General features: G+C 60.0%; 18 protein-coding genes. 9 read left to right on the top strand and 9 right to left on the bottom strand.

The annotated features are described in order from the left end of the window. Positions 1-10: 10 nt before the first annotated feature. Positions 11-1216, bottom strand: a complete 1206-nt coding sequence (locus tag Q1M54_RS11910; RefSeq protein ID WP_300557461.1) for an acetyl-CoA C-acetyltransferase — start codon at positions 1214-1216, stop codon at positions 11-13. Between the two features lie 122 nt (positions 1217-1338). Here Q1M54_RS11910 and Q1M54_RS11905 point away from each other — a divergent pair, with 122 nt between their 5' ends. Genes Q1M54_RS11905 through Q1M54_RS11870 form a run of 8 tightly spaced genes read left to right on the top strand, consistent with a single transcriptional unit; the run spans position 1339 to position 10870 of the window. Beyond that, a complete protein-coding gene (locus tag Q1M54_RS11905) occupies positions 1339-2502 on the top strand; it encodes an acyl-CoA dehydrogenase family protein (RefSeq protein ID WP_300557459.1) in 1164 nt (387 codons plus the stop codon). Positions 2503-2506: 4 nt separating this feature from the next. Beyond that, the gene (locus tag Q1M54_RS11900; protein WP_300557457.1) at positions 2507-3217 is read left to right on the top strand and encodes a TetR/AcrR family transcriptional regulator; all 711 of its coding nucleotides are present in this window, start codon (positions 2507-2509) and stop codon (positions 3215-3217) included. After that, a complete protein-coding gene (locus Q1M54_RS11895; protein WP_300557455.1) occupies positions 3214-4107 on the top strand; it encodes an SDR family oxidoreductase in 894 nt (297 codons plus the stop codon). Before Q1M54_RS11900 ends, Q1M54_RS11895 begins: the two co-directional genes overlap by 4 nt. Continuing rightward, positions 4104-5714, top strand: coding sequence for a carboxyl transferase domain-containing protein (locus tag Q1M54_RS11890; RefSeq protein WP_300557453.1), 1611 nt, complete (start codon positions 4104-4106; stop codon positions 5712-5714). Before Q1M54_RS11895 ends, Q1M54_RS11890 begins: the two co-directional genes overlap by 4 nt. 23 nt (positions 5715-5737) lie before the next feature. Further along, on the top strand, positions 5738-6910 hold the full coding sequence (locus tag Q1M54_RS11885) for an acyl-CoA dehydrogenase family protein (protein ID WP_300557451.1): 1173 nt from the start codon (positions 5738-5740) through the stop codon (positions 6908-6910). Further along, a complete protein-coding gene (locus Q1M54_RS11880; RefSeq protein WP_300557449.1) occupies positions 6907-7713 on the top strand; it encodes an enoyl-CoA hydratase-related protein in 807 nt (268 codons plus the stop codon). The genes Q1M54_RS11885 and Q1M54_RS11880 overlap by 4 nt, the downstream gene beginning before the upstream one ends. After that, positions 7710-9704 (top strand): biotin carboxylase N-terminal domain-containing protein, encoded by a 1995-nt coding sequence (locus Q1M54_RS11875; protein WP_300557447.1) that lies wholly within the window; start codon positions 7710-7712, stop codon positions 9702-9704. Before Q1M54_RS11880 ends, Q1M54_RS11875 begins: the two co-directional genes overlap by 4 nt. Further along, positions 9701-10870 (top strand): acyl-CoA dehydrogenase family protein, encoded by a 1170-nt coding sequence (locus Q1M54_RS11870; protein WP_300557445.1) that lies wholly within the window; start codon positions 9701-9703, stop codon positions 10868-10870. The genes Q1M54_RS11875 and Q1M54_RS11870 overlap by 4 nt, the downstream gene beginning before the upstream one ends. Before the next feature lie 33 nt (positions 10871-10903). Here the strand turns inward: Q1M54_RS11870 and Q1M54_RS11865 are convergent, their stop codons facing one another. Then, positions 10904-12130, bottom strand: a complete 1227-nt coding sequence (locus Q1M54_RS11865) for an MFS transporter (RefSeq protein WP_300557443.1) — start codon at positions 12128-12130, stop codon at positions 10904-10906. A 365-nt stretch (positions 12131-12495) separates the two neighbouring features. On the opposite strand from Q1M54_RS11865, the gene Q1M54_RS11860 reads away from it, so the two are divergent. Then, the gene (locus Q1M54_RS11860; RefSeq protein WP_300557441.1) at positions 12496-13392 is read left to right on the top strand and encodes a LysR family transcriptional regulator; all 897 of its coding nucleotides are present in this window, start codon (positions 12496-12498) and stop codon (positions 13390-13392) included. Between the two features lie 59 nt (positions 13393-13451). Here Q1M54_RS11860 and Q1M54_RS11855 read toward each other — a convergent pair whose 3' ends face one another. From Q1M54_RS11855 to Q1M54_RS11825, 7 genes are all read right to left on the bottom strand, one after another. Further along, positions 13452-14417 carry a TerC family protein gene (locus Q1M54_RS11855; RefSeq protein WP_300557439.1) on the bottom strand — a complete coding sequence of 322 codons (966 nt, stop codon included), beginning with the start codon at positions 14415-14417 and terminating at the stop codon, positions 13452-13454. Positions 14418-14702: 285 nt separating this feature from the next. Continuing rightward, the gene (locus Q1M54_RS11850; RefSeq protein WP_300557437.1) at positions 14703-15872 is read right to left on the bottom strand and encodes an ABC transporter substrate-binding protein; all 1170 of its coding nucleotides are present in this window, start codon (positions 15870-15872) and stop codon (positions 14703-14705) included. 37 nt (positions 15873-15909) lie between these two features. After that, positions 15910-17766, bottom strand: a complete 1857-nt coding sequence (locus Q1M54_RS11845; RefSeq protein WP_300557435.1) for a long-chain fatty acid--CoA ligase — start codon at positions 17764-17766, stop codon at positions 15910-15912. 3 nt (positions 17767-17769) lie between these two features. Next, the gene (locus Q1M54_RS11840) at positions 17770-18588 is read right to left on the bottom strand and encodes an ABC transporter ATP-binding protein (RefSeq protein WP_300557433.1); all 819 of its coding nucleotides are present in this window, start codon (positions 18586-18588) and stop codon (positions 17770-17772) included. Next, a complete protein-coding gene (locus Q1M54_RS11835; protein WP_300557431.1) occupies positions 18585-19418 on the bottom strand; it encodes an ABC transporter ATP-binding protein in 834 nt (277 codons plus the stop codon). Before Q1M54_RS11835 ends, Q1M54_RS11840 begins: the two co-directional genes overlap by 4 nt. Then, positions 19415-20491, bottom strand: coding sequence for a branched-chain amino acid ABC transporter permease (locus Q1M54_RS11830; RefSeq protein ID WP_300557429.1), 1077 nt, complete (start codon positions 20489-20491; stop codon positions 19415-19417). The genes Q1M54_RS11835 and Q1M54_RS11830 overlap by 4 nt, the downstream gene beginning before the upstream one ends. 9 nt (positions 20492-20500) lie before the next feature. Continuing rightward, the gene (locus Q1M54_RS11825) at positions 20501-21370 is read right to left on the bottom strand and encodes a branched-chain amino acid ABC transporter permease (RefSeq protein WP_300557427.1); all 870 of its coding nucleotides are present in this window, start codon (positions 21368-21370) and stop codon (positions 20501-20503) included. Position 21371: the final 1 nt, after the last annotated feature.

The following is a 21371-nucleotide window of genomic DNA, read 5'->3' as shown; positions in this document are numbered from 1 at the left end:
CTTTCCCCGGTCAAACGCGTTCAACGATGGTGGCAATGCCCATGCCACCGCCCACACACAAAGTGGCCAAGCCGTAGCGCAACTTGCGGCGGTGCAGCTCGTCGATCAGGATGCCCAAAATCATCGCGCCCGTGGCCCCCAGCGGGTGGCCCATGGCAATCGCGCCGCCGTTCACATTCACCTTGTCGTGCGGCACATGCATCTCTTGCATGAACTTCATCGGCACGGCGGCAAAAGCTTCGTTCACTTCGAACAAATCGATCTGGTCAATCGTGAGGCCCGCTTTGGCCAAGGCCTTGCGCGCAGCCGGCATCGGGCCGGTGAGCATGATGGTCGGGTCAGCCCCCGACAAAGCCACCGACACGATGCGGGCGCGGGGTGTCAGGCCATGCGTTTTGCCCGCGGCCTCAGAGCCGATCAGCACCGCCGCTGCGCCGTCCACGATGCCAGACGAGTTGCCCGCGTGGTGCACATGGTGGATGCGCTCGACCTGTGGGTAGCGCTGCAAGGCCACCGCGTCAAAGCCCATGGCGCCGAGTTGTTCAAACGAAGCCTTGAGGCCGCCCAGTGTTTCCACCGTGGTGCTGGGTTTGATGAATTCGTCTTGCGCCAGGATGACCTGGCCCAGCTTGTCTTTGACCGGCACGACCGAGCCATCGAAGTAACCCGCCGCACGCGCTGCCGTGGCGCGCTTTTGCGACTCGACCGCGAAGGCGTCCACATCGAGGCGTGTGAAGCCGCTCATGGTGGCAATCAGGTCGGCGCCAATGCCTTGCGGCACAAACAGCGTGGCGCTGTTGGTCTCGGGGTCTTGTGCCCAGGCCCCGCCGTCCGCACCAATCGGCACGCGGCTCATGCTCTCCAGGCCCCCGGCCACCACCAGGTCTTCCCAGCCGCTGCGCACCTTCATGGCGGCGGTGTTGACCGCCTCCAGGCCTGAGGCGCAAAAACGGTTGAGCTGCACACCCGAGCAGCGCCAGTCCCAACCGGCCGCCAGCGCCGCCACTTTGGGGATGACCGAGCCCTGCTCGCCAATCGGCGAGACCACGCCCATGACCACGTCGTCCACCGCAGCGGTGTCGAACTGGTTGCGGCTTTGCAGCTCACGCAACACGCCTGAGAGCAGGCTGATGGGTTTGACTTCGTGCAGGCTGCCGTCTTTTTTGCCTTTGCCACGCGGTGTGCGTATGGCGTCATAAACAAATGCTTCGCTCATGCTGTCTCCTGGGGGTCATCAGGGGGTTTGCCCTGTGTTGCGGGGGTTTTTAAACAGTATAGACTTTTACCAAGCAAACGCTTTGTATAAATCCTCCCTCTTCAGTCCAACAGGTGACACCCATGATCGAACGCACACTTTTCAACGCCGATCACGAAGCTTTTCGCGACAGCTTTCGCCGCTTCATGGACAAGGAAATAGCCCCCCACCACGACGCCTGGGAAGAGCAAGGTTATGTGGACCGCGCGGTGTGGGACAAAGCCGGTGAAAACGGCTTTTTGTGCATGACCTTGCCCGAGGCCTATGGCGGTTCAGACGCCGACAAGCTGTATTCGGTGGTGCAGATGGAGGAACTCTCACGCGCAGGCTTTTCGGGCATTGGCTACGGCCTGCACAGCGAGATCGTCGCCCCTTACATCCTGCATTACGGCACCGAGGCGCAAAAGCAAAAATACCTGCCCAAGCTGGCCAGTGGCGAGATGGTGGGCGCGATTGCCATGAGCGAACCGGCAGCAGGCTCCGACTTGCAGGGCGTCAAAACCACCGCCCTGTTACAGCCCGACGGCACTTACCTGATCAATGGCAGCAAGACCTTCATCACCAATGGCTGGCTCGCCGATTTGGTGATCTTGGTGGCCAAAACCGACCCGGCAGCAGGCGCCAAAGGCACCAGCTTGTTTTTGATCGAACGCGGCATGCCCGGCTTCGAAAAAGGCAAGCGCTTGAAGAAGCTGGGTCTCAAGGCACAAGACACCTCGGAGCTGTTTTTTGACAACGTCAAGGTCAGCACCGACCAGCTGCTGGGCGGCACGGCCATGCAAGGCAAGGGCTTCATTTGCCTGATGGAGCAGCTGCCTTGGGAACGCCTGCAAATCGCGATTGGTGGCATCGCTGCGGCGCAAGCGGCCATCGACTGGACGGTGCAGTACGTGAAGGACCGCAAGGTGTTTGGACAGGCGGTGGGCAATTACCAAAACACCCGCTACACCCTGGCCGAGTTGCAAACCGAGGTGCAGGTGGCGCGCGTGTTTGTGGACAAGTGCAGCGAACTGTTGCTGCAAGACAAGCTCGACACCGCCACGGCCAGCATGGCCAAGTACTGGTGCTCGGACCTGCAATGCAAGGTGATGGACGAGTGTGTGCAGCTGCACGGCGGCTACGGCTACATGTGGGAATACCCCATCACCCGCGCCTATGCCGACGCGCGCGTGCAACGCATCTATGGCGGCACCAACGAGATCATGAAAGAAGTGATCTCGCGCAGCATGGGTTTGGCAGGCCGCTGATCGCATGGTTGAGTTGGCTGAACCCAAACGCGCACGCGGTCGCCCGCGCAAAACTGAGGACGAGCGCGACGATGGCAACCGGCGTCAGGCGCTCATCTCGGCGGCGGCGCAGCTGTTCCACCGCAAGGGTTATGACGCCACCAGCACGCGCGAAATCGCAGCGCTGGTGGGCATGCAGCCGGGCTCGCCCTTCTACCACTTCGGCAACAAGCAAGACCTGCTGCTGGCGGTGATGGTAGAAGGAATGAAGCAAGCCAGCCAACGGCAAACAGCCGCTTTCGCGGGTCTGGCCGATGAATTGACCCCACGCGAACAACTTCGCGCCCTGATCCGCAACCAGTTCGATGTGCTGCTGGGGCCGGACAGCGATTTCATCCCGGTGATGCTCTACGAATGGCGCTCACTCAATGACGAGCAGCGCCAGACCATCACGCAAATCAAGGACGACTACGAAGCCGTCTGGACGCCTGTGCTGCAAACCCTGCATGGCAGCGGGCAACTGCAAGCGCCTGTGGGCTTGGCCCGACTGATGATCTTTGGCGCTTTGAATTGGGCAGTGCAGTGGTACCAGCCGCATGACCCCAAATTCAACACCACAGCTGCCAATCGTGCTTCCAAAGCAGCACCCCAAACAGCACGGAATAGCCTTCCACGCGCCTCGTTGGACGATTTGACCGAGGCCGCACTGGCCTTGTTTTTGAGAGCCCCTGCATGAACCCCGCCACACCTTACCAATCCGTCTTTGCACCCGATCTGCTGCGCGGACAAGTCATCCTGGTCACCGGTGGCGGCTCGGGCATTGGCCGCTGCACCGCGCACGAGCTGGCCAGTCTGGGCGCGCATGTGGTGCTGGTCGGTCGCAACCCCGACAAACTGACAGCCACCGCGCAAGAGATCGTGGGTGACGGTGGGCAAGCCAGTTGGCACAGCTGCGACATTCGGCGCGAGGACGATGTGAAAGCCATGGTCGCGCAGGTGGTGCAGCAACACGGCCGCATCCACGGCCTGGTCAACAACGCGGGCGGGCAATACATCTCGCCCCTGGCCAAGACCAGCGCCAAAGGCTGGCAAGCCGTCATCGACACCAACTTGACGGGCGGCTTTTTGGTGGCACGCGAGTGCTTCAACCAAAGCATGCAACAGCACGGCGGCGTGGTGGTCAACATCGTGGCCGACATGTGGGGCTCCATGCCCGGCATGGGCCACAGCGGCGCAGCGCGGGCGGGCATGGTCAGTTTTACAGAAACCGCCGCACTTGAATGGGCCGCACAAGGCGTGCGCGTCAACGCCGTGGCACCGGGTTACATCGCCAGCAGCGGCATGGACCACTACCCGCCCGAGGCTGGAGACATGCTGCGCGCCATGCGCAACACGGTGCCGCAAGGCCGCTTTGGCACCGAAGCCGAAACCTCGGCTGCGATTGTGTTTTTGTTGTCACCCGCCGCGAGCTTCATCAGCGGCTCCGTGCTGCGCGTGGATGGTGCCCGCCCCCAAATGCGCATGGGCTGGCAACAAAGTGTGGCCAAGCCCGATGTGCAAACACGCGACGCCGTCAAAGCCTTTGACGGCTTTCACCGCGCCGTCACACCCAAGGTATTCCAATGACGTTTGAATCCACCTGGAACCCGCACAGCCCCGTGGCACAAAAACGGCGCGAAGCGGCACTGGCCCGCCTGGCGCAGTGGCAAGTTTTGCAAGAGCGGGCCGCGCAGGCCTCGGCCCAATCGAAACCGGTGTTCGACAAACGCGGGCAGTTGCTGCCGCGTGAGCGCGTGGCCTTGCTGCTCGACCCCGGTGCGACCTTCTTGCCCCTGTGCGCTCTGGCAGGCTTCATGCAAGACACGCCCGACCCCACCAAGTCGGTGCCCGGCGGCGGGATGATCGCGGGCATTGGCTTCATCAACGGCGTGCGCTGCATGGTGGTGGCCAGCGACTCAGGCATCGAGGCCGGCGCCATTCAGGCACGCGGCCTGGAAAAGATTTTGCGCGTGCAAGAGTTGGCCCTCGAAAACAAGTTGCCTTTTGTGCACCTGGTCGAAAGCGCCGGAGCCAACCTGATGCAGTACAAGGTCGAGGGCTTTGTACTGGGCGGCAGTCTGTTCCGCAACTTGGCACGCCTGTCGGCGGCCGGCTTGCCGGTGCTCACGGTGCAACACGGCTCGGGTACCGCAGGTGGGGCTTACATGCCGGGCTTGAGTGACACGGTCATCATGGTGCGTGGCAGGTCGCGGGCTTTTCTGGCCGGGCCGCCTTTGCTCAAAGCCGCGACCGGTGAAGTGGCCAGCGAAGAAGAGTTGGGCGGCGCAGAGATGCACACCAGCGTGTCGGGCCTGGGCGAGTACCTGTGTGAAGACGACCGCCACGCGCTGGGCACGGCCCGCGATGTGGTGGCGCGTTGGGACTGGGCGGCGCACCAGGCACAGCGAGAGGCCAAGCCCCCGCGCTTTGACGCCGAAGATCTGCTGGGCCTGATGCCCGCCCACCACCGCGAACCGATCGACATGCGCGAAGTCATCTTGCGGCTGGTGGACGACTCGGATTTTCTGGAATTTAAACCGCTTGTCGGCGCGGCCACGGTGTGCACACAAGCCCGCATCGGCGGGCATGCGGTGGGCATCATCAGCAACAACGGCCCGATCGATGTGGCCGGGGCCAACAAGGCCACGCACTTCATCCAGTGGATGTGTCAGCTGGGTCATCCCATCATTTACCTGCAAAACACCACCGGCTACATGGTCGGCAAAGACAGCGAGCAAGGCGGCATGATCAAGCACGGCTCCAAAATGATCCAGGCTGTGACCAGCGCCACCGTGCCGCAAATCACCATCCAGTGCGGCGCCTCGTTTGGTGCGGGCAATTACGGCATGTGCGGCCGGGGGTATGCACCGCGCTTTTTGTTCAGCTGGCCGGGGGCCAAAACAGCGGTGATGGGCGGCGAGCAAGCCGCACGCACCATGCAGATCGTGGCAGTAGCCGGCATGGCCCGCAAAGGCATCACACCCGACCCCAACAAGATGCAGGCCCAGTTCGACAAGATCGTGGCCTTGTTTGAAGCGCAAGCCGATGCCTTCTACACCAGCGGCCTGGTGCTGGACGACGGCGTGATCGACCCGCGTGACACCCGCAGCGTGCTGAGCTTTTGCCTAGACACCTGCTTTGAAGCGACCGCCCGCCAACCCCGCGCCAGCACGTTTGGCGTGGCGCGCATGTGAAACAAGCCCAACGGAGACACACCATGCAATACACCCACGAACACCGCGAGATCCAGAACACGCTCAAGCGCTTCATCGAGGCCGAGATCAACCCCCATGTCGATGAGTGGGAAGCGGCCGAGATCTTTCCGGCGCACGAGGTTTTCAAGAAGATGGGGAACTTGGGTCTCTTGGGCCTGACCAAGCCCGAGGCCTATGGCGGTGCGGGTCTGGATTATTCCTACAGCGTGGCCATGGCCGAGGCGCTGGGGCACATCGATTGCGGCGGTATCCCCATGGCCATTGGCGTGCAAACCGACATGGCCACGCCTGCCTTGGCGCGTTTTGGCAGCGACGAATTGCGGGCGCAATTTTTGGCCCCGGCCATTGCGGGCGACATGGTGGGCTGCATTGGTGTGAGCGAGCCGGGCGCAGGCAGCGATGTGGCGGGCATCAAAACCGTGGCCCGCAAAGATGGTGACGACTACGTGATCAGTGGTCAAAAAATGTGGATCACCAACAGCCTGCAGGCCGACTGGATGTGCATGCTGGTCAACACGGGTGAAGGGCCGATCCATAAGAACAAAAGCTTGGTCATGGTGCCCATGCGCGAGAACGGCAAGTTGCTGCCCGGCATCGAGGTGGGCAAGAAGATCAAAAAAATTGGTATGAACAGCAGCGATACGGGCTTGATTTATTTTGACGAAGTGCGTGTGCCGCAGCGCTACCGCATCGGAGCCGAGGGCCAGGGTTTCATCTACCAGATGCAACAGTTCCAAGAAGAGCGCCTGTGGTGTGCCGCCAGCACGCTTCAGTCGCTCACCAACTGCATCCAGTGGACGGTGGAATGGGCGCAAGAGCGCAAGCTGTTTGGCAGCACCTTGGCCGACCAGCAGTGGGTGCAGTTCAAGCTGGCCGAACTCAAGGCCGACATCGAATGCCTGCGCGCCCTGACCTACCAGGCTTGCGAACATTACATCGCGGGCGAAGACGTGACCGAGTGGGCCACCATGGCCAAGCTCAAAGCAGGTCGTTTGAACCGCACCGTGCCCGACACCTGCTTGCAGTTCTGGGGCGGCATGGGCTTCACCTGGGAAAACAAAGTCTCGCGCATGTACCGCGATGGGCGTCTGGCCTCGATTGGCGGCGGCGCTGACGAGGTGATGCTGGGCATACTGGCCAAGATGATGGGCATTGCCAAGCGGCCGCAAAAATGAGCAGCGCTTTGTTGATCGAACGCCAGGGCGCGGTCGAGACCTGGACCCTGAACGATCCGGCCACACGCAACGCCTTGAGCAATGCCATCGTGGACGGCTTGCTGCAAGCCTGCAAGCGGGCCGTTCAAGACAGCTCGCTGCGCATCGTGGTGTTGACAGGCGCGGGGGGCGCTTTTTGCGCAGGCGGCAGTTTGGGTGGCTTTGCCAACCTGATCGGCCACCCCCTGCAAGCGGGCCAAACCGACCCGCTGCTGGCCATGAACCGAGGCTTTGGCGACCTGCTCCATGCCTTGAGCGCCCTGCCCCAGCTCTTGGTGTGCCGGGTGGACGGCGCGGCCATGGGCGGCGGCTTTGGCCTGGTGTGCTGCGCCGACCATGTGGTGGCCACAGCGCGTTCGGTGCTGGGCACACCCGAGGTCACGCTGGGCCTACCACCCGCACAGATTGCGCCTTTTGTATGGCAACGTCTGGGCGAAAGTGCTGCACGCCAATGTCTGTTGCAAGGCCTGAGCTACACCGCAGCGCAAGCGCTGCAAGTGGGCTTGGTGAACGAGGTGATCGAACAAGACACCGATGAAGCCCGGCAAAAAACGCTGACGCGCCTCATGCGTTCAGCACCCGGCGCGGTGGCCAGCACCAAACAACTGCTGCGGCAACTGCGCGGCCCGGTGCCCGATGTGCGCGATGCCGCAGCGCAGGCCTTTGCACACAGCTTGCGCAGCACCGAGGCTGCCCAAGGCTTGGCCGCGTTTGCACGCAAACAGCCCGCGCCCTGGACACATTCTGGCAAGGACACCGCATGACCGCCCCTTTGACCAACACCATCACCCGTCTGTTGATCGCCAACCGGGGCGAGATCGCCCGCCGGGTGATCCGCACAGCCCGCCACATGGGCATCCAGACGGTGGCGGTTTATTCCGACGCCGACCGCGACGCCTTGCATGTGCAAGAAGCCGACACCGCGTTCGCTTTGGGCGGCACCTTGTCGGCCGACTCGTATTTGCGCATCGACAAACTGCTGGCCGCCGCGCAGGCCACCGGGGCCGATGCGGTGCACCCGGGTTATGGCTTTTTGAGCGAAAACGCCGAGTTTGCGCAAGCGGTGATCGACGCAGGCCTGACCTGGGTCGGGCCACCGCCTGCAGCCATCCGCGAACTGGGCAGCAAATCGTCCGCCAAAGCGCTGGCACTGAAACATGGCGTGCCTTGTTTGCCGGGCTACTTTGGCGCGGACCAAAGCGATGCCACCTTGACCGCACAGGCTGAGCAATTGGGTTTGCCGCTGATGGTGAAAGCCGTGGCCGGCGGCGGCGGGCGCGGCATGCGCCTGGTGACCGACATGGCGCAACTGCTGCCCGCACTGCACAGCGCCCGCTCCGAAGCGCTGGCCGGTTTTGGCAACGGCGACTTGCTGATGGAGCGCGCCTTGCTGCGCCCCCGCCACATCGAGGTGCAAATCATGGCCGACACACAAGGCCACTGCATCCACTTGGGCGAGCGCGACTGCTCGGTGCAGCGGCGGCATCAAAAAATCATCGAAGAATCCCCCAGCCCGGCCGTGAGTGCTGCGCTGCGTGAGCAACTCGGGCAAGCGGCCATCGCGCTGGCGCAATCGGCGGGCTATGTGGGCGCGGGCACGGTGGAATTTTTGCTGGACGAGACGCCAACGAACCAGCAAGCAGACAAGCCCTTCTATTTGATGGAGATGAACACCCGCTTGCAGGTGGAGCACCCCGTCACCGAAATGCTGACGAGTCTGGACCTGGTCGAATGGCAGTTGCGCATCGCACGCGGCGAGTCTCTGCCCTTGGCGCAGGCCGATGTACACCTGCAAGGCCACGCCATCGAGGTGCGCTTGTGCGCCGAAGACGAACATTTCACGCCGCAAACTGGAACGGTGCAGGCCTTTGCAGCACCTGCAGATTTACGCTTTGACCATGCGCTACACGCGGGGATGGTGGTCACGCCGCACTACGATTCGATGCTGGGCAAGCTGATCGCTCACGCGCCCACCCGCGCGCAAGCCATAGACCGCCTGCGCAAGGGCTTGGACCAAACCGCCGTGCTAGGCCTGCCCACCAACCGTGCTTTTTTGGCCGCGTGCTTGAAGCACCCAGTGTTCCGTGCGGGCGAGGCCTTGATTCCCTTCTTGGCCGAGGCGGCCGATAACGTGCGCCACAGTCTGCAAGCCACGAGCGAAGCCCGCACCGTGGCCACGCTGGCTGTGTTGTATGCCAACCAAGCGCCTGCACACGCCATACCCAGTCCGTTCACGCGGCCGGTGCGCATGGGCATGGGTGCGGACACCTTCTCGCTGAACTTGCAGGAGCTGGGCCAGGGACAAGTGCGCATTCAAACAGGCCAGGCCACACACCAGGCCCACGTGACGCGCAGCGCTGAGACGCTGCACATCGACCTGAACGGCCAGCGCTGGCATGCCCGCATCGTGGCGTGCTGGGGCACAGCCTACGCTGTGCAGTGGCATGTGCAGCTGCATGGCCCCGAAAGCTTTGAGCTATGGCTGAGCGACCAAAGCCACAGCGCTCCCAACACAGGCGCCAGCACACAAGCCGCGCAGTCTTTGCGTGCGCCCTTCAACGGCAAGCTGATCGCGCTGCATGTGCAAGAAGGCCAAACAGTCAAACAAGGAGATGCCGTCCTGGTGATCGAATCCATGAAGCTCGAACACATCTTGTGCGCCCCACGCTATGCGTTGGTGCACAGCCTTTCGGCCAGCGTGGGCCAACAAGTGAGCCCCGGCCAAGTGCTGGTGCAATGGAAGGACGCTGCATGAACAAAGCTGGATTCACCAACGATTTCACCACCGAAGATCTGCAAAGCCTGCAGGCCACGGTGGAGCGCTTTGCCCGTCATGCCATCGCCCCGCATGTGCCCGCCTGGGAAGAAGCCGGTCAATTTGACCGTTCGCTTTACACCCAAGCCGCCGAGCTGGGCCTGCTGGGCCTGGGCTACCCCGAACACCTGGGCGGCACACCCGCTCCTTGGCGTGCGCGCAACCTGCTGTCGCAAAGCTTGGCCCGCTATGGCGGCAGCGGCGGCGTAATGGCCAGCCTGTTCTCGCTCAACATCGGCCTGCCCCCAGTCATGGCGCATGGCAACGCCGAATTGCAGGTCGAAGTGGTCCCCCCCGTGCTGCGCGGCGAGCGCATTGCTGCACTCGCCATCACTGAGCCAGGCGGCGGCTCCGACGTGGCCGGGCTGCGCACCACGGCGCGTGCCGATGGCGCGGACTATGTGATCGACGGCGAGAAAGTCTTCATCACCTCGGGCTTGCGCGCCGATTGGATCACGCTGGCCGTGCGGACTGATGTGGCCAGCAGGGGCGCCAGCGGCATTTCCATGGTCGTGGTGCCAGGTGATACACCCGGCATCTCACGCACGCGCCTGCACAAAATGGGCTGGCACAGCTCAGACACCGCTCAACTGCGCTTTGAGGGCGTGCGCGTGCCCCAGCGTTACCGCTTAGGCGAAGAAGGCGCAGGCTTCAAAATGATCATGGGCAACTTCAACGGCGAGCGCCTGGCCATGTCGGCCATGGCGCTGGGTTTTGCGCAGGCGTGCTTTGACGAAGCTCTGGCTTGGAGTCGCCAACGTCACACCTTTGGCGCTGCGTTGATCGAACGCCAAGCGGTCCGCCACAAACTGATGGACATGCAAATGCGCATTTCATCCACCCAGGCTTGGGTCGATGTCGTGACGCAGTCGGCCGATGCGGGCCAGACCGGTGCCGAGTGGGTGGCCCAGGTTTGCCTGCTCAAAAACCACGCCACCCAAACCCTGCAGCACTGCGCCGATGCCGCCGTGCAACTGTTGGGCGGTATGGGCTACATGCGCGGCACCGTGAGCGAGCGGGTGTACCGCGAAGTCAAGGTCATGATGATTGGCGGCGGGGCTGAAGACATCATGAAAGAGCTGGCGGCCAAGCAGCTGGGCATTTGAGACTTGGCTCAGACCACGCTCAAACGGTGCGAATCAGGCAAGTCTGGACTGGCCAGGGGGCAACTCGGAGCGAAACGCAAAAGCCATTTGCACCATGCCGGCCAGCAAACCCACCAGCACGCCCACTTGCACAGCCCGGTTGTACGAACCCATGGCATCGAACACCAGACCGCCCCCCAAAGCCCCCATGAAACTGCCCAGCTGGTGGCTCATGAAAGCGATGCCACCCAGCATGGCTTGCCAGCGCAGGCCAAAGGTTTCACCGATGTAGCCGGTGACCAAGGGTGCCACACCCAGCCACAAAAAACCCATGATGGCGGCGAACACCAGCGTGTTCTCAGGCGTTGGCACCGACAGAAAATACCAGGCCAGACCGAATGAGCGCAGCACATAAATGCTGCCCAACAGCAGCAGCTTGTTGTAACGTCCACCCGCCCAACCGAAAAACAAGCTGCCCAAGACGTTGAAGCCACCAATCATGCCCAGCGCTTGGGCGCTAAGCATCGGGTCCATGCCGCACAAATCAAGGTAGGACGGCAGATGTGTGGTCAAAAAAACCAGCTGCATGCCACACACAAAATAGGCCAGTGTCATCACCGCAAAAGGCGGGTGTTTCAAGGCAAACCGGGCCATGTCGAGGGCATTGTCTTTTTCGCCATGCGGTGAAGGCGGCACCGGCAAGGCGTCCACCCGTCCGGCATACCAGGCTGCAGGCAAGATGACCAGCGCCATGATGACGAAACCGCCCACGCCCACACGCCACCCATAGTCCTGCGACAGCAGCTGACCGATAGGCGCCGCCATCAAGGCACCCAAAGAACCTGCGGCGGACACGATGCCCAGCACCGTACTGCGCAAGGCAGGCGACACCGGTCTGGAGGCCACAGCCATGGCAATGGCAGATCCGTTGCAGGCCATGGCCGCACCAATGGCAAGACCAGCGCCCAAAATCACGCCCAGCAAGCCCTGGGCCAGGCACAGCAAAGTCATGCCCAAGATGTACAGCAAAGCACCGGTCATCATGAGGGGTCGGTACCCGATGCGCACAGCCAACGCCCCGGCAAAGGGCTGCAGAAATCCCCAGGCCAGGTTTTGCACCGCAATGGCCAATGTGAACTCGGACACTGAAATGCCGATGTCCTTGGTCAAGGCCGGCATGAACACACCCAGGCTTTGCCGCAAACCCATGCTGACCGACAACATCAGCGCAGCGCCGATCAGGATGGGCAAGCCCGGGCGCAGTGCGGTCAAGAGGTTCATGGTGTGCAGTCGGTTGTGCTTGAGCACAATCTAACCGCACAAGCTCAACACCACTGGCCTATTCGGGACAGGTCACCTGCAACACTCTGGGCTTGAGTCAAAATGTCGTGCAGCCAGAGCTTCTTGCTTTTGTAGTGATCGCGGTCACTGTCGCCATAACGCCCGTCGCCGTAACCCTGACAAGTAGACCTCATCCGGACAAAACCCATCTTTAACGTCAGTTTCGGCTTAATGTTTGCTAAGCAGTTCGCAAACGAACTCCCCGCACATTAGGGTTTTTTCTGATAGCGGCTCATCCTTTGGCCCCTTTTTTGACTCATAAAAAATCAGATAATTTAAGAAAAATACTCTCACAAAAGCTAAGCATGAAATCGCCCTTCAACTACAAACACTTGTATTACTTTTGGGTCGTGGCCAAGGAAGGAGGCATCACGCGGGCGGCCGACAAGCTCGACATGGCAGTGCAAACCGTGAGCGCGCAAGTGCGTGAATTGGAAAAATCGCTCGGTTATGCCTTGCTCAAGCCAGCAGGGCGTGGGCTGGTCTTGACCGATGCAGGCCTGGCTGCCATGCAACAGGCCGATCAAATTTTTCAGCTGGGTGAGGATCTGCCCTCGAAAGTGCGCGACGCCGTCAGCTCACCCACGGTGCGCTTGGCTGCTGGCATCTCGGATGGTTTGCCCAAACTGGTGGTACGCCAGTTGATGCAACCGGTCATGGGTGAGCCACACCTGCGCTTGTTGTGCCATGAAGGGGAGTTTGACGAATTGTTGGGTGATCTGGCGCTACACCGCTTGGATGTGGTGCTGTCGGACCGCCCGGCCCCCACCAATGCCAACCTCAAGCTTTACAACCATGCCTTGGGCTCATCGGCCGTGTCTTGGTATGGCAGCGCATCGCTGGTGAAAGCAGCGCGCAAAACATTCCCTGCCAGTCTGGCCGAAGTGCCCGTGCTGCTGCCCACCGAACACACCGCCGTGCGCACGCGCTTGGACCACTGGTTTGAACACCACGGCATTCGCCCGCGCATCGTGGGCGAGTTCGAAGACAGCGCCTTGCTCAAGACCTTTGGAGAAAGCGGCATGGGCGTGTTCCCGGCCGCCGAATGCATCCACGACGAATTGCTGGCGCACTACGCGGTGCAAAAACTTGGGGACTGCGAGGGCGTGAAGGAAAACTTCTATGCCATCGGCACCGAAAAGAAAGTGCAACACCCTCTGGTGCAACGTTTGCTGCTGGCCAGCACCCTCAGCGCCCATTGAAGGCTGGCCTTGGCATACCGGCCATTCCCGGTTGAAACTCCGGGAATGGCCCAAGGCCCTTATGGTTTGGACGAAGACGATGAGGAAGACGAACGCACGCTCAGCAGCATGGTGATCGCCAAAATCGTCACCACCACACCCAGCGAGATGCCCACCGGGATTTTGAAGACGTCGATCAGGCACATCTTGGTGCCAATGAAGACCAGAATGACCGCCAAACCGTAGTTCAGCAGGTGGAACTTGCTGGCCACAGCTGCCAGCAAAAAGTACATGGCGCGCAAACCCAATATAGCGAACACGTTGCTGGTCAACACGATGAAGGGGTCGGTCGTGATGGCGAAGATGGCGGGGATGGAGTCCACCGCAAAGATCACGTCGGTCAGAGCAATCAAGCAAATCACCATGAACAAAGGTGTCGCGATTTTCTGACCGTTTTCGATGGTCCAGAACTTTTCACCGTCGTAGTTTTTGCTGACGGGCAAGATCCTGCGCAACAACTTGAGCGCGGGGTTGTCGTCCAACGAAGGCTCTTGACCTGCTGCCCACCACATCTTCACGCCAGTGAGGATCAGGAAAGCACCAAACACATACAAGATCCAATGGAACTGCTGGAGCAACCAGCCACCTACCAAAATCATGATGGTCCGCAGTACGATGGCCCCGATGATGCCGATCATCAGAACGCGCTTTTGGAATTGCGAAGGTACGGCGAAATAGGTGAAGATCAGCAAGAAGACAAAGATATTGTCCACGGCCAGTGATTTTTCAATCAGGTAACCGGTCAGGAATTCCAGCGACTTGGTGTTGGCCAATTCGACCGAACCCGTGGTGTCCTTGATGGCCCACCAAAACAGGCCGTTGAACAAAAAGCTCAAGGCGATCCAGATCAGCGACCAATTGAGCGCTTCTTTAACGGCGATGTCGTGTGCGCCTTGCTTTTTCAACACCACAAAATCCACAAAGAGCGACGCCAACACAATGGCCACAAACGTTACCCACAGCCACAAGGGAGCCACGGTTTCCATAAACACCTTTCAGTTTGTTGTGATGACCCGTCCACACCACTGCCTCAGTTCACCAACTTTTGCGGGTCATGCAAGGGCTGAAGTCTAGGGCAGAAACTGAAATTAATGTCTGAATAAAATAGGTTTTTACTTCGGAAAAAAGGGAATATTAAACTGATTTTTGAATGACTCATGAACAGCATGCAATGGGCTGAATGCTTGCGCTTCGCTTTTGTCAAAAGCCATAAAAAAACCGCCAAAACCCATTAGGGTTTTGGCGGTTTCCAATCCGCTGAAGCGGTTTTTTTACTTCTTGTCTGAAAAGTAGCCGGATGTGACCTTCCAACGGCCATCGGTGATCTGAGACATGCGCGATGCATTGCTGCCCAGACGCTTGGTGGGGCCGAAGGTCATCTCGCCAGTTCCGAACATGTCAGGCGGGATCACCATGGTGTCCATGGCCTTGATGATGCTCTCGGTGGTCACGTTGGCACCGGATTTCTCAACCGCACGCAAGAACGAATCAATGGCGTTGTAACCATAGACCGAGAACACGGTCGGATCTTCGTTGAACTTGGTCTTGTACTTGTTGGCCCAGAAGCGGATGGGCTGTGCTGCCTCGTCCAGGTAGGGGTGCTGGGTCGACATGGTGGCGTAAAAGCCATTCATAGCGGGGCCGCCCAACTTGTGGATCAGGTCGGTGTAGGCCGCGCTTGAACCCAGGAAGGTGGGGTTAAAGCCCAAACGACGGGCCGTTGCAATGCCGCCAATGGTTTCGCGGATGATGGTGCCCATGACCACAAAGTCGCACTTGGACGAGGCCAGTTTTTGCATCTGCGAAGCAAAGTCGGTGGCGCCGCGCTTGTAGGTGGTGACTTCGGCAAACTGCATGCCAATGGACTTCAAGCCTTCTTCGGCACCACGGAACACTTCCAGACCAAATTCATCGTCTTGGTGCATGGCGCAGATTTGTTTGGCGTTCTTTTCTTTCACCAAAATCGGCAAACCCAAGCGCATCTGGTCGTAGTAGGTGGCGGCAAACGAGTACTTGAGCTTGTGGAAGGGCTCGTACATTTCACGCGCGGCGGTGACGGGGAAGAAGTTGATCACGTTCTTCTGGAACTGCACCGGCATGGCGGCCATGTTTTGCGCCGTGCCAATGTGACCGATCATGGCAAAGATCTTGTCCTGGTTGACCAGTTTTTGCGCAGCCAGCACCGCGCGACGCGGGTCATAGGCAGAGTCTTCGACCAGCAACTTGAACTTGCGGCCGTTGATGCCGCCTTGCTCATTGGCTTCGTCCACGCGAAGCATCATGCCCAAACGCACTTGCTTGCCAAAGCCAGCCAGTGGGCCCGACAAATCCTGGATGGAGCCAAGCGTGATTTCGTTTTTGGACACGCCTTGCGTCTGGGCCATGGCCGCACCAGCGGTCAAGACCATCGCAGCGGCGACGAGGCTGAGTTTGATTTTCATAGTGCAGGTCTCCTGTTGTAGAAAAGGGTAAAGTGAATCAGCGGTACATCGCCTCGATTTGCGGCGCGTATTTTTTCTCGACCAATTTGCGCTTGAGCTTCATGGTCGGGGTCAGTTCTTCGTCTTCGGCGCTCAGCTGCGTATCAAGCAACCAGAATTTCTTGATCTGCTCGACGCGCGCGAATTTTTTGTTGACCCGATCCACTTCGGACTGGATCAGGTTTTGCACCTCGGCGCTGTGCGTGAGGCTGGCGTAATTGGAGAAAGGCACATCGTTGTCCTGTGCGTATTTCTCCACGTTCTCCTGGTCGATCATGACGATCACGGTCAGGTAGGGACGTTTGTCGCCAATGACCACCGCGTCTGTGACGTAGGGCGAAAATTTCAATTCGTTTTCCAACTCGCTGGGGGTGATATTTTTGCCGCCAGCCGTGATGATGATGTCTTTCATCCGGTCCGTGATGCGGAAAAACCCTTCCTCATCCACCACCCCCACATCACCCGTGTGCAGCCAGCCGTCAGCATCGATGGTCTCGGCGGTTTTTTCGGGCAGGTTCAGGTAGCCCATGAAAACGTTGGGACCACGCACCAAAATTTCACCGGTCACCGGGTCCAGTCGCATTTCGTTGTACTCAGCCGCCGGTCCAATCGACCCAGGCTTGATGCGGTCAGCAGGCACGCCCGTGGCGGCACCGCAAGTCTCGGTCATGCCCCAAACCTCCAGCATAGGCAAGCCCAATGCCAAGAACCAGCGCACCAGATCGGGCGAGATGGGCGCGGCACCCGTGACCAAAAAGCGAGCGCGGTGGATGCCAATCATCTTGCGCACGTTGTTCAGCGCCAGCATTCGGGCCACATGAAAGCGCAACTTCAAACTGCCTGGCACCGGTTTTTGCGCCAACACCAGATCGGCCACTTGGTGGCCCACGCCAATGGACCAAGCGTATGTGGCTTGCTGAAGCCCCCCGGCTTCCTTGAGCGCGATCATCACGCCAGAGTAGAACTTCTCCCAAACGCGAGGGACGGCGGTGAACACGGTGGGCGCGATTTCGCGCACGTTTTCAGGCACCGTCTCGGGGTTCTCCACAAAGTTGAGTTTGGCCCCGGTGTACATCGAAAAATATTCGCCCCCCATGCGCTCAGCGATGTGACACAGCGGCAAAAAGCACATGCACTCGTCACGCTCGTCGCGGGCAATCAAGGTGTTGTAACCGCGCACGGTGTAGACCAGCCCGTGGTGGCTGTGCATGCCGCCCTTGGGCTTGCCTGTGGTGCCTGAGGTGTACACCAAAATGGCCAGCTCTTCGGGTTTGCAGGCAGCGCTGCGCTGCTTGAGCATGTCGGGGTGTTGCTGGGCGTGTTCGCGGCCCAAGGCTTGCAGCTGCTTCAGGCTGATGACCATCGGGTCGTGGAAGTCACGCAGGCCGTCCATGTCGAACACAACTATCTTTTGCAGCAAGGGCAAGGTGTCACGCACGGCCAGGGCCTTGTCGAGCTGCTCGTCGTTTTCGACAAACAGCACGCGGGTGCCTGAGTCTTCGCACAGGTAATGCACCTGCTCAGCCGCATCGGTGGGGTAGATGCCGTTGGAAACACCACCGGCACTGAGAACGGCCAGATCGCACAGCACCCACTCGATGTTGGTGTTGGACAGGATGGAGGCGGTGTGCCGCGCCTCAAAGCCCAACGTCATCAGGCCGTGGCCGATCTCGCGCACGGCCAGGGCGGTCTGGTCCCATGTCCAACTGCGCCAGATACCCAGTTCTTTTTGGCGCATCCACACATTGGGGCCGCGTGCGGCCACCGCATTCCAAAAAATGGCGGGGATGGTCTCTCCTGCCATGACGACATTTTTTTGCGGCGCAATGCCGGAGGTGTCCCAGAGTTGGCTCATGTTTTATCTCCAGGTTTTCTTCTTTTTCCAGCGGCGGTCGGCGCGCACGCCCTCTTCCTTCATCCCCAAATAGAACTCCTTGATGTCCTCTTTTTCACGCAAACGGGCGCAGGTGTCTTCCATCACGATGCGGCCATTCTCCAACACGTAGCCATAGTCTGCAGCGTTCAACGCCATGTTGGCGTTTTGCTCGACCAGCAAAATGGTGGTGCCGCGCTCGCGGTTGATGCGCACCACGATTTCAAAAATCTCTTTGGTCAGCTTTGGGGACAGGCCCAAGCTGGGCTCGTCCAGCAAGATCAGGTCGGGGTTGGCCATCAGCGCCCGGCTGATCGCTAGCATTTGCTGCTGACCGCCCGATAACAAGCCCGCGTCTTGTGCAGCCCGCTCGCGCAGGATGGGGAAGTAGTTGTACACAGCTTCCATGTCGCGTGCCACGCCATCGCGGTCCTTGCGGGTGTAGGCGCCCATGAGCAAGTTGTCGCGGATGGACAGCAGCGGGAACACCTCGCGCCCTTCGGGCACATGCATCAGACCGCGTTGCACGATGATGGCTGGATCTTGCGCGGTGATGCTCTGGCCCTTGAACTCGATCGAGCCCTTGCGCGGGTCGATGATGCCACTGATGGTTTTCAAGATGGTGGTCTTGCCCGCGCCGTTGGAGCCGAGCACGGTGGCGATTTCGCCGCGCCGCACCTGCAGGCTCACGCCGCGAATCGCCTTGATTGGGCCATAGGCGCTCTCGACGTTGAGCAGCTTGAGCATGACCTTGTCATCAGCAGCCTCGGGCGCCAAATTCATAGTCTGTGTGGCTGCGCTCATGCGGCACCTCCGGGCACGTAGTTTTCACGGCGCAAGGCGGAAACATCGTCCACCGAGCCCAAATAGGCCTCGATGACGCCAGGGTCGCTTTGCACCTGGCTGGGGGAACCTGTGGCGAGTTCTTCGCCCTGACTCATGGCCAGCACGCGGTCAGACACTTTGGAGACCAAGCTCATGTCGTGCTCGACCATGAGCACGGTGATGCCCAGCTCATTTTTGATGTCCGAGATCCAGAACGCCATGTCGTCGGTTTCCTCGACGTTCAGGCCCGAAGAGGGTTCGTCCAGCAACAGCAACTTGGGCTCGGTGCACAGGGCGCGGGCCAGTTCGACCACTTTGCGCACACCATAAGGCAGGCCCGCTACCATAGAGTCGCGGTGGTGCTGCAGGTCCAGAAAATCGATGACCTCTTCGACCTTTTCACGTGCATGGATTTCGGCTGCGCGGGTCTTGGCGCTGAAAAACATCTCGCTCCACAAGCCGGTTTGGCGGTGCGTGTGACGGCCAATCAAAAGGTTTTGCAGCACGGTGGCGTGTTCGAACAACTCGATGTTCTGGAAGGTGCGGGCGATGCCCAGCCCCGCAATCTGGTGCGGCGGCTGTTCCGTCAGGCGCACCTTGCCCTGTGGCCCGGCGAAGTCGATCACACCCGTGGTGGGGGTGTAAATGCGGCTGATCAGGTTGAACACGGTGGTCTTGCCAGCCCCATTGGGGCCGATCAGGGTGAAGACTTCGCCGCGCTTGACGTCGAAGCTGACCTTGTTGACGGCCAGCACGCCACCAAATCGCACGCTCAGGTCTTGGGCGGATAAAAGGATGTCTGCGTTCATTTCAGGCGGTCCGACTTCTGGAATGATTTTTGGCGCTTGAACAGGCCACGGCGGTAAAACGGGAACAGCTGGAACCAGGTGCGCACCTTGAGCCAGCGGCCATACAGGCCCATGGGCTCAAACAGCACGAAGGCAATCAGCACCAAGCCGTAGACCGTGCCCTGTAAACCAGCGGCACCACCAATGGCGGCTGGTAAAAAGTCTTTGCCCATGGAAATCAGCTGCGGCATGACGATCAGGAAAATCGCACCCAAGAAGGCGCCATGGATCGAGCCCAAGCCGCCGATCACCACCATCAGCAACAAGTCAATGGACTGGATGATGCTGAACTGCTCGGGCGAGAGAAACTGGATCTTGTGCGCATACAAAGCACCGCCAATGCCCGCCAGCGCGGCCGACAAGGCAAAGGACAGCGTCTTGTAGCGCGCCAGGTGAATGCCCATGCTTTGCGCAGAAATTTCGGAGTCGCGGATGGCCACAAAGGCACGACCGGTGGACGAACGCAACAGGTTCACGATGGCCAAAGTAGCACCCACTGTCACGACCAGACACAGGAAATAAAACGATTCGGTGCTGTCCAGCTTCCAACTGCCGATGGCGGGATAGCCGACCATCAGACCGGCGTTGCCGCCCGTCACGCTTTCCCAGCGGGCCATACCCTCTTCAACAATGAAGCCAAAAGCCAGCGTGGCCATGCCCAAGTAAATGCCTTTGACGCGCAGTGCAGGCAAACCCACAATGATGCCCACGATGGCCGAGAACATCCCCGCGCAAACCAACGCCAGCGGAAAAGGAACACCGGCATTGACCATGACGGCCTGGGTGTAGGCCCCAACCCCCAAAAAGGCGGCATGACCCAGCGAGAACAAGCCGGTAAAGCCCGCCAGCAGCATCAGGCCCAAGCCCACCACCGCATAAATCAGCACAAAGGTCAGCTGGGCCAACCAGTATTCAGGCACCATCCAGGGGGCAGCCACGAGGAACAAGCCCAGCAGGCTGTACCAGAACACATGGCCGCCGTGCTTGGCCAGTTTGACATCTTGGTTGTAATCGGTTTTGAAAATGAAACGCATGCCGGAGCCTCAGACTTTCTTGCGCAGTTGTTCGCCGAACAAGCCATTGGGCTTGAGCACCAGCATCAGCAACACCACGATGTAAGGCGCGATGTCCTTGAAGCCTTCGGGCAAATAAAAGCCAGAAAGCGATTCGACGATACCGATCACCAACCCGCCCACAATCGCGCCGGGCAAACTGCCAAAACCGCCCACCACCGCCGCCGGAAAGGCCTTCAGACCGATGAAGCCCATGTTGGCGTGCACAAAAGTGATGGGGGCCAGGAGCAAGCCCGCCACCGCGGCCACAGCAGCCGCCAAGCCCCAGACCAGGCCGTTGATCTGCTTGACCGGAATGCCCATGTAATAAGCGGCCAATTGGTTTTGCGAGGCCGCCTGCATGGCGATGCCCAGCTTGCTGTACTTGAACATGGCAAACAGGCCCAGGCACAAAATGCCGGTGGCACCGATCACCACCAATTGCTCTGACGCAATGACCAGACCACCTAAGCGCAAAACTTCGCCCGCATAGGGTACAGGCAAGGTGTGGGTGTCGGTACCCACATCGGGAATCATGGTAATCAAACCGCGTAGCACATAGCCCACGCCAATGGTCAGCATCACGATGGAAAAAGCAGGTTGACCCAGGATGGGTCGGATGACCAAACGTTCGAGCAAAACGCCAAAAATGCCCATGGCCACAATGGCAGAGGGGACGGCAATCCAGAATGGGAAACCCAGCAGCGTCATGGCGGCCAAGCCCGAAAAGGCGCCCACCATCATCAGGTCGCCCTGGGCAAAGCTCACCGTTTCGGTGGCCTTGTAAATCAGCACGAAACCCAGGGCAATGAGTCCGTAAATACAGCCCTGGGCCACACCGCTGATCAGCAGTTGCAGCAAT

Source organism: Limnohabitans sp. Rim8 (genome assembly GCF_943326455.1).
In the GTDB taxonomy this organism is placed as follows: domain Bacteria; phylum Pseudomonadota; class Gammaproteobacteria; order Burkholderiales; family Burkholderiaceae_C; genus Limnohabitans_A.
The sequence above is the reverse complement of the archived record's forward strand: the minus strand, read 5'-3'. Positions and strand labels throughout refer to the sequence as shown.